Annotated in this window: 8 protein-coding genes; 3 read left to right on the top strand and 5 right to left on the bottom strand. The window is 38.6% G+C overall.

Going from position 1 to position 14,549, the window contains the following annotated elements:
- The 5 genes from ACUN3A_RS00335 to ACUN3A_RS00315 form a co-directional block, all read right to left on the bottom strand.
- Positions 1-693: a hypothetical protein gene (locus tag ACUN3A_RS00335; RefSeq protein ID WP_445549356.1), complete on the bottom strand. Its 693-nt coding sequence runs from the start codon at positions 691-693 to the stop codon at positions 1-3.
- Positions 690-2,279, bottom strand: coding sequence for an N-6 DNA methylase (locus ACUN3A_RS00330; protein ID WP_445549355.1), 1,590 nt, complete (start codon positions 2,277-2,279; stop codon positions 690-692). The genes ACUN3A_RS00335 and ACUN3A_RS00330 overlap by 4 nt, the downstream gene beginning before the upstream one ends.
- 240 nt (positions 2,280-2,519) lie before the next feature.
- On the bottom strand, positions 2,520-3,722 hold the full coding sequence (locus tag ACUN3A_RS00325; RefSeq protein ID WP_445549354.1) for a patatin-like phospholipase family protein: 1,203 nt from the start codon (positions 3,720-3,722) through the stop codon (positions 2,520-2,522).
- A gap of 7 nt (positions 3,723-3,729) precedes the next feature.
- Positions 3,730-4,083, bottom strand: a complete 354-nt coding sequence (locus ACUN3A_RS00320) for a hypothetical protein (RefSeq protein WP_445549353.1) — start codon at positions 4,081-4,083, stop codon at positions 3,730-3,732.
- Positions 4,052-5,104, bottom strand: a complete 1,053-nt coding sequence (locus ACUN3A_RS00315; RefSeq protein WP_445549352.1) for a hypothetical protein — start codon at positions 5,102-5,104, stop codon at positions 4,052-4,054. Before ACUN3A_RS00315 ends, ACUN3A_RS00320 begins: the two co-directional genes overlap by 32 nt.
- 1,450 nt (positions 5,105-6,554) lie before the next feature.
- On the opposite strand from ACUN3A_RS00315, the gene ACUN3A_RS00310 reads away from it, so the two are divergent.
- From ACUN3A_RS00310 to ACUN3A_RS00300, 3 genes are all read left to right on the top strand, one after another.
- On the top strand, positions 6,555-9,560 hold the full coding sequence (locus ACUN3A_RS00310; protein ID WP_445549351.1) for a SusC/RagA family TonB-linked outer membrane protein: 3,006 nt from the start codon (positions 6,555-6,557) through the stop codon (positions 9,558-9,560).
- Between the two features lie 627 nt (positions 9,561-10,187).
- The gene (locus ACUN3A_RS00305; RefSeq protein ID WP_445549350.1) at positions 10,188-11,561 is read left to right on the top strand and encodes a RagB/SusD family nutrient uptake outer membrane protein; all 1,374 of its coding nucleotides are present in this window, start codon (positions 10,188-10,190) and stop codon (positions 11,559-11,561) included.
- On the top strand, positions 11,561-14,194 hold the full coding sequence (locus ACUN3A_RS00300; protein ID WP_445549349.1) for a S9 family peptidase: 2,634 nt from the start codon (positions 11,561-11,563) through the stop codon (positions 14,192-14,194). Before ACUN3A_RS00305 ends, ACUN3A_RS00300 begins: the two co-directional genes overlap by 1 nt.
- Positions 14,195-14,549: the final 355 nt, after the last annotated feature.

Here is a 14,549-nt window from a genome sequence, read left to right as displayed (position 1 = left end):
TCAATCTAAATTGAATTCGTTTAGTAAATCTTTATTTAAGGTAGGGATAAAAAAGAAGCTTGTGAATTTATCTAAGTCTTTATAAAAAGCTTTGTTCTTTAATAACCATTTGTTTGTTGAAACATCAATATCAAAATTTAATTTTGATGCATAATGAAGAATTCTAAACCAAAGTATTGAATTTCTAGAAATATTAATCTCTTTTGATAACATTTCATCTGGATAATCAAAACGCACCATTTTAATCACTTTGTCTTCTATATCTTTTAATCCATTACAAGGACTATAAAAGTGACCGTCATTTAGTCTGTAAGCAATACTATTGGCGGTAAAATCAAATTGGTTTAAAACGTCAGTGATCGTCGAGCATTTTTCCACTCCATTATTGAATCGTTCAATTGAAATAATATCATAATAGATTTTACTATTTAAAGGAAACCATCTCAACGAGCCAAATGGACCAACATCTAGCACCCCATTTTTTTCCATTATCTCCAATAGTGGTTCTATATTTCCTTTATAAAATAAGTCAATATCTTTTATTTCTAATTCATTGTCTATGAAATAGTTTCTTACAACTCCTCCAGCTATATTTAATTCTAAATTATTTATCTCTTTTAATGAGTTCATAATTAATTTAAAACTATCTATGACTTCAAGTTTTTTTAGAATATTTTGAAAATGATTCATCATAATTTATGGAAATTATTTAAAATCTTTTCTTGCAACTCGTTTCCTTTTGCAAACTGCATCTGTAATTGAGCTTTTAATGCTTCCATTTTGTCCTCAAATAAAATACCGTCGTCTTCTACTTCTTCTGTACCTACATAAATTCCAGGTGTAAGTTTGTAGTCCTGTTTTTTTACTTCTTCTAGTGTTGCATTGTAACTATAGCCATCCGTATTATCGTAAGTACCATCCACATTACGCCAAGCATGGTAGGTTTCGGCTACTTTGTCAATATCCGCATCAGTAAAAACACGTAATTTTCTACTTTCCATAGTTCCCATTTTACTAGTATCTATGAACAGGATTTCGTTAGTACGTTCTCTATGCACACCGTCTTTACCATCACGGTTTTTACTCAAAATGAAAATACAGGCAGGGATTCCTGTGGTCAAAAACAACTTATCAGGCAAACGAACGATACAGTCAATCATGTGGTTGTTTACCATAAATTCACGTACATTTTTTTCGCCTTTGTTGTTTGAGGTCATTGCTCCATTTGCCATTACGATCGAAGCTGTTCCCGTATCACTGAGGTGACTCCAAAAGGTTTGCATCCACATATAGTTGGCACTTCCATCAGTTGTGAATTCTTCTTTTGGTCCAAATAGGCGGGGATCATTTTCGGGTAAATCTTCAGGATGCCATTGGCTTACGTTAAAGGGCGGGTTCACGATGATAAAATCGGCTTTTAGCTCCGGGAATTTGTCGTTGAGTAAAGAGTCTCCTAAACGTACGTCAAAAGACAGATCGCGTAAGGCTAAGTTCATTTTACACAAACGCAAGGTGCCATCGTAACGTTCCTGTCCGTAGATAGAAATATTCTTTTTATCTCCTCCGTGTGATTCCAAAAATTTCAGGGACTGCACAAACATACCTCCCGAACCACAGGCTGCGTCAAATATTTTTCCTTGGTAAGGCTCTATCATTTCGACCATCAAACGCACGATGCTTCCCGGTGTAAAGAACTGTCCTGCACCAGAACCTTCAGCAATGGCGAACTTGCCAATGTAGTACTCATAGACACGCCCCAAAATATCGCTTTCGGGATTTTCTTTTTGGGAGAGTTTTGGGTTTGATAAAAGATTTATTAATCCGCCCACCTGTCTTGGAGACAATTGGCTTTTTACAAAAAGGCGGGGTAATATTCCTTTTAAATCAGGACGGAAAAGTGCTAATGTACTATCCAAAACATCAAATGCATCGTCAATAATTACTTTTATATTGTCTTGCTCTGCATTTTCTTTTAGGAATTGCCAAGTGGCTTCTTTAGGAATGATGTATATGTTTTTGGAAAGGTACTCGTCGGCATCTTCCAACACGTAATTGATTTCGTCTTGATTTTGTGTATAATAACCAGAAGTTTTGTCTTGGACTAAATGGATTAATTCTTCTTTTCGAATCTCATATCGTTCTGACATGTGCTTGAGGAAAATCAAGGGAAGAATATAGTCTTTGTATTGATTTTCAGCTACTGCTCCGCGTAGTTCGTTTGCTGCTTTCCAAAGTTCTTGTTCGAAGTTTATATCGGCTTTTATAGGATTCTTTGACATTATCTCTTTAAATGGTTTTATCTATAGTAATTTGCTAAGGTATTGAAATTAATTTCATCCTTATTGAGAGAAACCACAAAGAATTAGACTTTTTATTATTTTAAGAGATTGTTAATTCTTGCAAGAATATTTAGTGTTTGTGGATTGTTCAGAAGTAAATAAAGAGGTATCAACGCTGTGGCACGAGCGGGACGCTCGCGCCAGCAGGGGTATTAAACCTACATCATGATTCATTGTAAATTAAAAAGCTGTATAAGATAAAAAGAGTGATACTAGTAAAATCGCAATAAAAATAATTCTAGTTGATTTTCTCTTTTTATTAGTAAGATCTTGTCGTATTTGCTCAATTTTAATTTTTCTTTCTTCAAAGTCAAAATCCTCTTTTTTTAGGAAATTATTTTTATCAAGATATTTTAATGCTGCTAATCTTCCATTTTCTAATAGAAAACCTTTTTCAGAAGGACTTAATTTAAATGAATAAGTACTTATAGGATATGGGTCAATTATAATAATTTGATCTCTATACTTTTCTAAAACAGCTGGATCTTCAGATTCAGTACCTAGCATAAGTAAGTCACGGAATATATTGTTTCTTTTTGTCTTATAAATCTCTCTACCCAAATATAATCCTATAAATTTTGAATTTGGATTGTCTCTAAGTAATACTTCCACCGGAAAATTATTCTGAACACCTCCATCAAAAACATTTAGTCCTTCATTTTTCTGTGGAGTGAAAAAAAATGGAATTGACATACTGCATCTTGCAGCGTACGATGCTATAGTATCTTTGTTTTTTTCGTTAAATGAATCGAACGTCAAAGCATCCTTATCTCTGCGACTAGCATATATAGTAACTCTTTTTGGGAGATGTCCAAGTTTAACTGCATAGGCAGAATCTAATTTCAAGGCTAATAATTCATCAATCCAATCTATGAAAGAATTTGCTTCATATAAACCACTTTTAGTAACTAAATTGTATATCGCTTTTAGTAAATTTGCATCTTTGAAATCACTAAAATCTTTCTTTTCCAAGATAGATTTTAGATCATTATGAGTATATCCGCATGCCAGTAGTAGAGCTGTTACTGCACCCGCAGATGTACCTGCATACCAATCAAATTCATGAAATTTCGTTAGTTCTTCTAGGGCACCAACATACGCTAGGCCTTTAATTCCTCCACCCTTCATTATTAGCGCTAACTCAAATTGATCATCAAACTTTAGCACGCCTGAAACTTTTAAAAAATGAAACGTTTCCGTTAATAATATTTCTGTAGCATTTTGAGTTATCTTGGCATTATTATAACGATCACTTATATCCTTGACCCACAATAGACCTTTTTCTTCATAATCTATAGCAGTTTTCCATTTCACTTTTACTTTGTAGTGAAATTCCATAGATATAGCAAGAATATCTGTAGTAAATGTATCTGATGAAGACAAGAAAATATTATTTGAGAAGTTTATAATAAGGAACTATAAATACATCTCGTGTATTTTTTTTTTCTCCCCACATGGTATCAATCGTATCGGGAATTTCATTATAATCATCAAAATCCCTTCCGATCTTCGATCCATCATCATCTAATATTCTATATATTGTAGTAAGGATTAGATTTTCTTTCATCAAAATAAAAGCAATATTTATTTCTTCCCTTGAAAATGAAAACTTGCTTGAGTAAAATATTTCCATAGAAATTGCATTTGTGTTAGGGTGGGATTTAAACCACTCTAAAACAGCTTGAAAAACACGCTTATACTGCGGGAATTCTTTAGCTAAATTCTGCAATTTTTCTTCTGACATATTTGTATTCTTGAGGTTTTATCTTAGCAGGAATAATTATTTGATTAATACCATCTCTTCCGATAATTACATTAATATCACTTTTTAATTCTCCATTAGATCCATCTGCTAAGAATCTAACGACCACTCCATCGGCCTTTCCATTGCCATTTAAATAAGCTTCAATTGCTTGTTTTCTTGAGCCTTCTGACAACAAATCACTTTGGCCTTGATCGTCAAAAGCTCTTATCGAAGCCCTCCCAAATTGAGAATCAATTAAAGTGACACTAATTAATTTATAAATCTTTTCGTTGTCTTCCGATTTTTTTAAAATATTATTCACACAATCGGTTAGATCCACATATTTAATCTCCGTTTCAGGATTTATACCTTGGCCTCCATTATAAATCTTATTTCTAATTAACTTAATCGATTCATTTAAACTTTTAGCTGAATCGAATGAAGTTCTACTAATTTTTATCTCTAATTGTTCACTTTCAGTCCATTCAATCAAGTAAATCAATCTGCTTTCAGTTCTTTCAAATGTTACTACCCGTTGACCTTTAGAAATATCATATTTGTCATCTATTTTTATCTCTCTAACTTTTCGGTCGTACATTTTTAATAACCATGTATTTTTCACTCCTCGATATGGGGATCGAAAATCCGCCCATTCAAATTTGGTAGGCTTTATCGTTAATTTTGGAAATCCTAATTTTATCGATTGACTAACAATAGAGTCTATAATCGAATTTCCATCATTATATTTTTGACTTATTGTTTTGTTAATAGGTTCGTAAAGGTAAATATATTGATCACCAAACTCTTCAGAGTCTTTAATCAAAATTTGTAAATCTGTTGCAGGAATAATATTTTTTTCCACTGCATCAAGTAAATTATTTACATTATCTAATTTATTCCCACTTAAAGTAATATCATCCTTATGTGCATCTTTGTAAGTTTTTAACAATTCATGAATGTCCTCTTTTAAAACTTGTGAGTTGAGTAATTCAGTATAAATATCTCTTTGCGCTAGAATCATAACTTTAAAATTGTATAGAAAAAAATAAGTAATTATTTAATTTATTTTGACAAACCTATGAAAAATTTTGCAACATTGTTTAAGCTTTTCAAAATCACAGAAAAAAAGATGCATTCTTAGCATCTTTTTCGTAGTCGTATTTAATCAAGTTCAAACTTTATTTTTGAAATTTATCTTTAATTATCGATTAACTTAAAAAAATCTGAAAGTTTCATATTACGAGATTCACAGATTTTTTTAAGTGTATTGACTGGGATATTATAATTTGAAGCTTTGATGTTTAGTGCGGTATTTTTAATTTTCCTAACTATACTTTCTTCAATATTGTGATCTAATGCAAATGACCTCTGGGATTTATAAGATTCAATCCAGTTTCTATAGATATAGTTACAAATGATATTGTTTGTTGCAGTCATTATAACAAAGGAAAGTTAATCACTAAAAAATAACGCGTACTAAAGTGCGCATTATGAAATATTTTCTTATATTTGTTTTATCATTACGGGTATGTAATGTATTTTTGCGATTCTTCATATAAAAATATTTGAAGCATTCGCTTAGAATCTCGCGTTAGAAAACTGGTAATTTTGCAACGAGATGATAAGTAAGATGCTCACGTCCTATGGCGTGGGCTCACTTATTGTTGCACGGTATACCAGTACCTCTAACGCAGTAAGCTGAGTTCCATGCCTTTTTTTATGCCTTTTATTTTAGGTTAGAACTCCTGCTTTTATTCTTAGCGTTATTTTTCTTCATTTTTACTAGTCTCGCAGAAATGCAATGGCAATGGCAATGACAATGTCAATGGCAATTTCAATTTCAATGAGAATGCCTTATTACAGTTTTAAAAAATTAATTTAAAATGGTGCTTATGGTATAAAACGGAATTTTTCTATTATTTAATGCCTGTGCTGATTCTTTATTTTGAATTAGTGTTTCGGTGCAGGCTTTATTTTAATTGTTAATTGTGAGTTGTTAATTGTGAGTGGGGGATTGAGGTGAATAATTGTGAGGTTGCTTCGTTCCTCGCAATGACTTTGAGGTGAGGGTACCAATCTTTGTCGAGTTGCTTGTGTGGTCCTTCCTTCGTCAGGATGACAATATTGTGGGGATGTGGATTGTGGGAAGCCTATGATCGTGAGGTTGCTTCGTTCCTCGCAATGACAGTGAGCAGGTTGCAGGTTGTAGATTACAGAGGGTAGGTTGCAGATTGCAGAAAGCAGAAAGCAGAATGCAGAGGGCAGAAAGCAGAAAGCAGAAAGCAGAATAGTGAGGTTGCTTCGTTCCTCGCAATGACGTAAAACAAATAAATATTTAATTTAAAATTAAAATATGTGCCTATGATATAGACAAAAAACTATAATAAAAATGGCCCTCTAACCGTCTGGACAACATATAGAGGACCGTAGCTAAACAAAACTGAATATTTTAATTTAACCAACCCAATATTATGAATAATTTTTCATTATCTATGGGGGGAAGGGCTTTTTGTTTCCTGTTTTTAATGGGAGTGATACTGTCTTTTTCGCCTATTCAAGCTCATAATTTTTCTCGGCAACCTCTTGCCAAGCCCCAACAGCATCAGGTACAGGGAACTGTCACCGATGGCAACAGTACTTTGCCTGGTGTTACTATTTCGATAAAGAATAAAACTCATGTGTTTAGTGTATCGGATTATAACGGAGGGTATGAACTTTCTGCATCACCTCAAGATACTTTGGTGTTTACTTATGTGGGATACCGCACGGAAATTGTTCCTGTGCAGGGGCGTACTACAATCAACATAGTGTTACAGCCCGATGCTACCACCTTGCGGGAAGTAAAAATCAATGCGGGATATTACAGTGTAAAGGAAAGCGAACGCACTGGAAGTATTGCCAAAATCACTGCCTCGGATATCGAGAAACAGCCCGTGACTAATGTGCTTGCTACGATGCAGGGCAGGATGGCGGGTGTGGATATCGTGCAGGACAGTGGCTCGCCGGGCGGATCTTTTAGTATTAAGATTCGGGGGCAAAACAGTCTGCGAGCCGATGGGAATCAACCGCTGTATATTATAGATGGTGTTCCTTATTCATCGGAAACCATTGGCTCTACGACGACCTCGGGAACTGCGCCGACTATGACCAGTCCGCTGAATTCTATTAATCCGCAGGACATCGAAAGCATCGAGGTGCTTAAGGATGCCGATGCGACTGCTATTTATGGTTCGCGCGGGGCTAATGGGGTAGTACTGATTACTACTAAAAAAGGAAAGGCGGGAGATACCCGTTTTACGATTAATACTTCCACCAGTTTTGGGACTGTGACTAAATTGCCTAAGCTGATGAATACCCAGCAGTATCTGGCTATGCGCCAGCAGGCTTTTGCCAATGATGGCGTGACCACTTATCCCGCGACCGCCTACGATGTAAACGGAACGTGGAGTAAGGAGCGCAATACTGACTGGCAGGAAGAACTGCTGGGCGGTACTGCCACTATTTATAATATGCAGGCTTCGGTATCAGGAGGGAGTGCGCAGACACAGTACTTGTTGAGCGGTAATTACAGAACGGAAACGACTGTTTTTCCGGGTGATTTTGAGTATAAAAAGGGCTCGGCTCATTTTAGCATGAACCATAAATCGGAAGATGAGCGTTTTAGAATAAATTTTTCAGGGAACTACACCACGCAGAACAATAATATGCCTTCGGTGGATTTGACTCCGGTATCCCGAACTCTTCCACCTAATGCTCCTGCATTGTATGATGCTAACGGCAATCTGAATTGGGAAAATGGGACATGGACGAATCCGCTGGCGGGATTGGAGTCGGAATTTGAATCCCGTATTAATGATCTTGTTGCCAATGCAGTGCTGTCGTACCGTTTTGTTCCCAATCTGGAATTTAAAAGCAGTTTTGGCTTTACGGATCTGCAGAATAATGAAAGCCGTACGATGCCCTCGACGATGTACAATCCCTCTTTTGGACTGAACAGTAAGACTTCGAGCATAAGCACCAATTCGACTGCCCGCAGTTCGTGGATTATCGAGCCACAGCTTAATTATACGACAGAAATTGGCAAAGGGCAATTTGAAGTTTTGCTAGGAAGCACTTTCCAAAATCAGCATACCGAGCGCCTTTATCTGGGAGGTACTGGTTTTTCGAGCAATAGTCTAATTCATGATATGGCATCGGCGACCACCAAAACTGTTCGGCAGAGTGATGCTACTGTTTATAAATATGAAGCCCTTTTTGCCCGTCTGAATTACAATTGGGATACCCGTTATATCGTTAACCTGACTGCCCGTCGTGATGGTTCGAGCCGTTTTGGTCCTGGGAAGCAGTTTGCGACTTTTGGGGCTGTTGGAGCGGCGTGGCTTTTTTCTAACGAGGCTTTTTTGAAAAACAACACTGTACTTAGTTTTGGAAAACTGCGCGCTAGTTACGGAAGTACGGGTAACGATCAGATAGGGGATTACCAGTTTCTGGACACTTATGTTTCGACTGGCAATAATTATCAGGGAACTGTAGGATTACAGCCTGCCCGCTTGTTTAATCCTGAGTTTGGATGGGAGACCAATCAAAAACTGGAAGCGGCATTGGAAACGGGATTTTTGAAAGACCGTATTTTTCTAACCACCGCCTACTACCGTAACCGCTCCTCCAACCAACTGGTGGGCGTACCGCTGCCAGGGACGGCAGGATTCAGTTCGCTGTACGGGAATCTTGACGCTACGGTGCAGAACAGCGGATTGGAGTTGACGCTGAGGACTATTAACCTGACCCGTGAACACTTTGAATGGAGCAGTAGTTTTAATATTTCGTTTAACCGCAATAAGCTAATTTCCTATCCCAATCTTGCCAGTTCCACCAATGCCAATACGTATGTAGTTGGAGAACCTATCTCCATTACCAAAGTTTTTCATTATACGGGCATGAACCCTACAACTGGTATTTATGAATTTACCGATATGAACGGCGACGGCCTCACAACTACTCTGGGTGATAAACAGGCATTAGCGAATTTGAGTCCAAAATATTTTGGTGGATTGGAGAACCATTTTAAATACAAAGGGGCACAGCTGGATTTTCTGTTTCAGTTTGTGAAGCAGGAGGCTTTTGCGCCACAGCCCGGAGTTCCTGGAGGGATGCAGAACCAACTGGAAAGCGTTGGCGATTCTGCCACACAGCAGCCTTATACGGCAGGAAAGAACAGTAATGCTGTGACGGCTTATTTTCGTTATGCAACTAGTGATGGTGCGGTGGAGGATGCTTCGTATATACGGCTTAAGAATATTTCGCTGACGTATGATTTGCCGTTAAAGGTTAGTCAGGGGATTCGGTGTCAGGTGTATTGGCAGGGGCAGAATTTATTGACGTTTAGTCATTATTCTAATGGTGATCCTGAGTTTAAGTTTGGGGGGTATTTGCCGCCGTTGCGGGTTAATGCTGTGGGGGTTAAGGTTAGTTTTTGATTTCGTCTAGGTTTATTTGAAGAGTATTTTACTTTTTTTCTTGATAAAAAAAGTAACAAAAAAATCAAGCCTAGAATATTTTTTTACTAAAAATCATCGAACGGATTTTCCCTATCGCGACCCCAGCCGCTCGTGTTTCACACTCGACTCCGGGGTCACTCCCTTCGGCCAATGCGCAAAATCCTTATCGTGATTTTTTATAAAAAAATATAAGGGCGCGAGAGAGGACGGTTTCATGAGTTTATTTCTGTTTTATTGAGAGTATTTTACTTTTTTTCTTGATAAAAAAAGTAACAAAAAAATCAAGCCTGAATATTTTTATATCAGAAAATCATCGGACAGATTTATCTCACTTAGCTCTTATTTTTATTGGTGTTCGATGAACCTCACTTCGTTTCGGTTTTCCTTATCGCGACCCCAGCCGCTCGTGTTTCACACTCGACTCCGGGGTCACTCCCTTCGGCCAACGCGCAAAATCCTTATCGTGATTTTTTATAAAAAAATATAAGGGCGATAAGAGGACGGTTTCATGAGTTTATTGCTGTTGTTTATTTTACTTTGATTATTGATTCGCATGCTGAGGTTACGTGGTTTTCGTAATCTGTTTTTAACCAAAATATTTTAATTATGAAAAATTATATAAAACCTATAATGCTGTTTATGGCATTCTTTTCTTTTGCGGGATGTGATAATTTTGTGGATGTTGCTATTCCTGATTCGCAGCTCACGGGGGATCTTGTTTTTGAGGATGCCAATACTGCTAGTGCTGCTTTGGCGGATATTTATTCGAAACTACGGGACAGTGGTATGTTGGCTGGAAGCAATATTGGTTCGGGTTCGTATTTAGGGCTATATGCGGACGAGCTGTTTTATTATGGGGCGAGTAACGAAAATAGCCTGTTTGTTTTTAATAATACGCTACTGCCTAATACGGCGGCTGTCTCACAATTGTGGAATGACAGCTATCAGCAGATATACTGCGCCAATGCTGTTATAGAAGGCTGTGAAAAGTCGGTAGCACTTAGTAAAGCGGATAGGAATCAGTTTATCGGGGAGGCTAGTTTTATAAGGGCGATGGTACATTTTTACCTGACGAACCTTTATGGCGATGTGGCTTATATTACCACAACGAATTATGAAATTACCCGACAGGCAACCCGCATGCCTGTTGCCGCTGTTTATGCTTCGATTATTGCCGATTTGAATCGGGCGATTGCCTTATTGCCTGAAAATTATCTGTCGGCTGACAGGGTAAGGCCTAACCGCTCGACGGCAATTGCTTTACTGGCGAGGGTTTATCTGTATAGAGGGGATTGGGCAGAAGCTTCCAATGCCGCCTCGGCGGTTTTGAATAATCCGGCGTATGTTTGGGAAACCAATCTTGATAAAACCTTTTTGAAGGATTGTAAGGCTACCATCTGGCAGTTCATTCCCAAAGCGGCGGGCAATAATACCGATGAAGGGGCACTGTTTATCTTTAAGAGCGGACCGCCAACTTTTGCAGGACTGCGTCCAGAATTGTTCCAATCGTTTGCCAGCAATGATCTTAGAAAAACACGCTGGATTGCTACTGTTACCGATGGCAAGACTACTTGGTATCATGCCAATAAATACAAGCAAAAAACTGCTACAGCGACCTCGGTGGAGTATTCGATTGTTTTCAGATTGGCAGAACAATACCTTATCAGGGCAGAAGCCCGCGCGAGACAAGGGGAACTGATTGGGGCGAAGGAAGATTTGAACGTAATACGGAAAACGGCAGGACTGCTCAATACGACAGCGATTACAGCAGATGATATTGTGGCTGCGGTTATGCAGGAAAGACGGTTTGAATTGTTTACCGAATATGGACATCGTTTTTTCGACTTAAAAAGAAGTGGTACGCTTGACAGCACGCTGCCTATCCTAAAACCGGGATGGAATAAAACGGATGCTTTATGGCCGATACCTGAAAAAGAACTGCTGGCTAATCCGAATCTTACCCCAAATCCGGGTTACTGATGAAAGGGTCTTTTTTGTCGGCTGTTTATGGCATCATTGTCATAACGCTGAGTGGTTTGGTTTGCTGTCCCGTTATGGGACAGGTACCAACCCAAAAGCGACTGACCGAGGCTGATTACGGTCTTTGGGGAACGATGGGGGCGGAACAGATTTCGCCTAAGGGGGAATGGGCGAGTTATCGGATGGAATATGAGTCTAATGCAGACACTCTGTTTGTTGTCAATACACAGACACATCAGCGGTATTTTTTTGCGGGAGCGAGTATGGGCAGATTCAACACAGATCGGACGTTTGCTTACAACAGAAAAGATATGTTGGTGCTGGTTGATTTAAATACTGGAGAGGATATCAGGATTCCTGATGTGGCCCGTTATGATTTTTCGGCAGACGGGCATTATCTTATCACACTGGAAAAAGGACAAAAAGAGCAAAAGCAACAACAACTTGTGATTCGAAAGGACGGAAAGGTTATAGATGTGATTGCCAATGTAACGGAATTTCGCTGGAATGAAGCCAATACAATGTTGGTTTATGCAACAGCAACAAATGGTATTGCCATGGCGGGGTATCTGATTTTGCAAAAGACTTATGCCAAACAGCCCATTATCTCATCATCAGTCCAGACTTATACCGTCCTTAGATGGCAGTACAAAGGGAACAATGTTGCTTTTTTCGGTAACAGTGGAGGAAAAATAGAGCTGTATCGTTATGAGATTGGTTCTGGCAAGCTGTATGTTTTAAAAAGTACGGATGTTATTTTTCCCAAAGTCATGGAGATTGATCCTAACCAAAATGTGCCGCTGTCGTTATCAAGGGACGGTGAAAAGGTGTTTTTTGGAATAACTGCCTCAACGGTAACTGACAATAGTATGCCGGATGATGCTGTTGAAATTTGGCACGCAAAAGATAAAAAGATCTATCCCAAGCGCAAGCTGGCCGCTAAAGTAAAGCGCGAAGACTACCTTGCGGTTTGGGATGTCAAAGATAATAGTGTACGCCAGATCACCACAATAGATCAGCCGTGGTCGATGTTTAATGGCACTCAAGATTATGCTCTTACGGCTTCGCCTTGGCAGTATGAGCCTAAAACAAAAATGATTGCCGATATGGATTACTATTTGGTACATCCCCAAACTGGTAAACGGGAACTGTTATTGAAAGAGCAGTCGGGATTCATTGATAAGTTGGGTATTTCGCCTGATGGACGCTATATTACTTACTATAAAGAAAGCAATTGGTGGGTTTATGACCTTAAAAACAAAACCCACACCAATGTCACTAAAGGGCTGGATGTGTCTTGGGACAACAGGGCAACAGACCCCGGAAATGAATTGAAGGTTTGGGGACAGCCTGGTTGGTCGGTAGATAATCGATGGGCGCTGTATTATGATTATAATGATATTTGGGCGATTTCACCAGATGGATTAGAGCGTAAACGGCTCACTCGAGGCAAGGAAAAACAACTGCGTTTTCGTTTTGATGCTTCGGCTGTTTCAGATGGTCAACCAAATAGTAAGGGGCGGAGCATTTATCGCTATGATCTTTCCAAAAAAGTGTTGTTAACTGCACTTGATTTATATGGAGGTGCGGCTGGATACTATATGCTCGAGCCTAAAAAAACGGAACAGCCCCTCGTGATGGATAATAGCTTTGTTAGCAAACTGCAAAAGGCCAAAGATAGTGATGCTTTTATCTATGTGACACAACGATTTGACCATCCGCCCTGTCTGATGTTTAAAAAAAGTATGAATCAGCCAGCTACTATTTTGGCGCAAAGTAATCCGCAACATCAATTGTATGAATGGGGGAAATCGGAAATGATTCATTATTCCGACAGTAAAGGCAGACTGCTCAATGGGGCTCTGTTTTATCCTGCGGGCTATGATCCTTCCAAGCGATACCCTATGGTGGTTTATATTTATGAAATAGTATCGCGTGATGTCAACAATTATGTGAATCCAACATTGCATAATACCATTGGGTTTAATATCACAAATCTGACCGCTGACGGCTATGCGGTACTGCTGGCTGATATTGCTTTTGAAAAGGGCAATACGGGATTTTCGGCGGTGGACTGCGTGACGAAGGCTGCCTCTAAAGTTATTGAAATGGGAGTAGCCGATGCCCGAAGCATTGGGCTGATGGGGCATTCGTTCGGCGGTTATGAGGCCAATTTTATCATTACGCAGACCCATATGTTTGCCACAGCGGTAAGCGGTGCTGGAGTTTCGGATACCACAGGGAGTTATTTTACTATCAATTTGGATGATAATACGCCAGATGGCTGGCGGTATGAAAACCAGCAATACCGCATGGGGTGGTCTTTTTTTGAGAATCAGGAAGCTTATTATCGTAATTCACCATTGTTTAATGCCAGTAATATTAAAACTCCATTATTGACTTGGGCTGGTAAACAGGATACTAATGTACAGCCTAGGCAGGCGGCTGCTTTTTATGCTGCACTAAGGAGGTTGCAAAAGGAGCATGTGATGCTGGTGTATCCCAATGAAGGGCATATTTTTTATAATTCTAAAAATCAGGAGGATTTGACCCGTAGAATGCAGGAGTGGTTGGGGTGTTATTTGAAGGGGGAGGGGAAAAGGGAATGGATGAAGGGGGATTGGGAGAAGTGATTTTTTTTGATTGTTTGATTTTTGGATTTTTAGATTTTTAGATTGTTTGAGGGTAAAAGTTTGGCCACGGATTAAACAGATTGTCACGGATTTTTTTTATTGGAAGAGTATTTTACTTTTTTTCTTGATAAAAAAAGTAACAAAAAAATCAAGCCTGAATATTTTTAAAGATAAAATAATCGAACAGATTTTCCTTATCGTGACCCCAGCCGTTCGTGCTGGGCACTCACTTGGGGGTCACTCCCTTCGGCCAGCGCGCAAATCTTTATCGTTATTTTGTCTTTAAAAATATAAGGGCGATAAGAGGACGTTTTCATGAATTTATTATCTGTTGTTGATTTTGACAGGGATTGTG

This window comes from Flavobacterium sp. WC2509 (assembly GCF_052683105.1).
The sequence above is the reverse complement of the archived record's forward strand: the minus strand, read 5'-3'. Positions and strand labels throughout refer to the sequence as shown.

What these genes read in the sequence shown, in the direction of transcription:
- ACUN3A_RS00305 (WP_445549350.1), top strand. Translation starts at nt 10,188, where the DNA reads ATGAAAAATTATATAAAACCTATAATGCTGTTTATGGCATTCTTTTCT.
- ACUN3A_RS00335 (WP_445549356.1), bottom strand. Translation starts at nt 693, where the DNA reads ATGATGAATCATTTTCAAAATATTCTAAAAAAACTTGAAGTCATAGAT.
- ACUN3A_RS00310 (WP_445549351.1), top strand. Translation starts at nt 6,555, where the DNA reads ATGAATAATTTTTCATTATCTATGGGGGGAAGGGCTTTTTGTTTCCTG.
- ACUN3A_RS00315 (WP_445549352.1), bottom strand. Translation starts at nt 5,104, where the DNA reads ATGATTCTAGCGCAAAGAGATATTTATACTGAATTACTCAACTCACAA.
- ACUN3A_RS00320 (WP_445549353.1), bottom strand. Translation starts at nt 4,083, where the DNA reads ATGTCAGAAGAAAAATTGCAGAATTTAGCTAAAGAATTCCCGCAGTAT.
- ACUN3A_RS00330 (WP_445549355.1), bottom strand. Translation starts at nt 2,279, where the DNA reads ATGTCAAAGAATCCTATAAAAGCCGATATAAACTTCGAACAAGAACTT.
- ACUN3A_RS00300 (WP_445549349.1), top strand. Translation starts at nt 11,561, where the DNA reads ATGAAAGGGTCTTTTTTGTCGGCTGTTTATGGCATCATTGTCATAACG.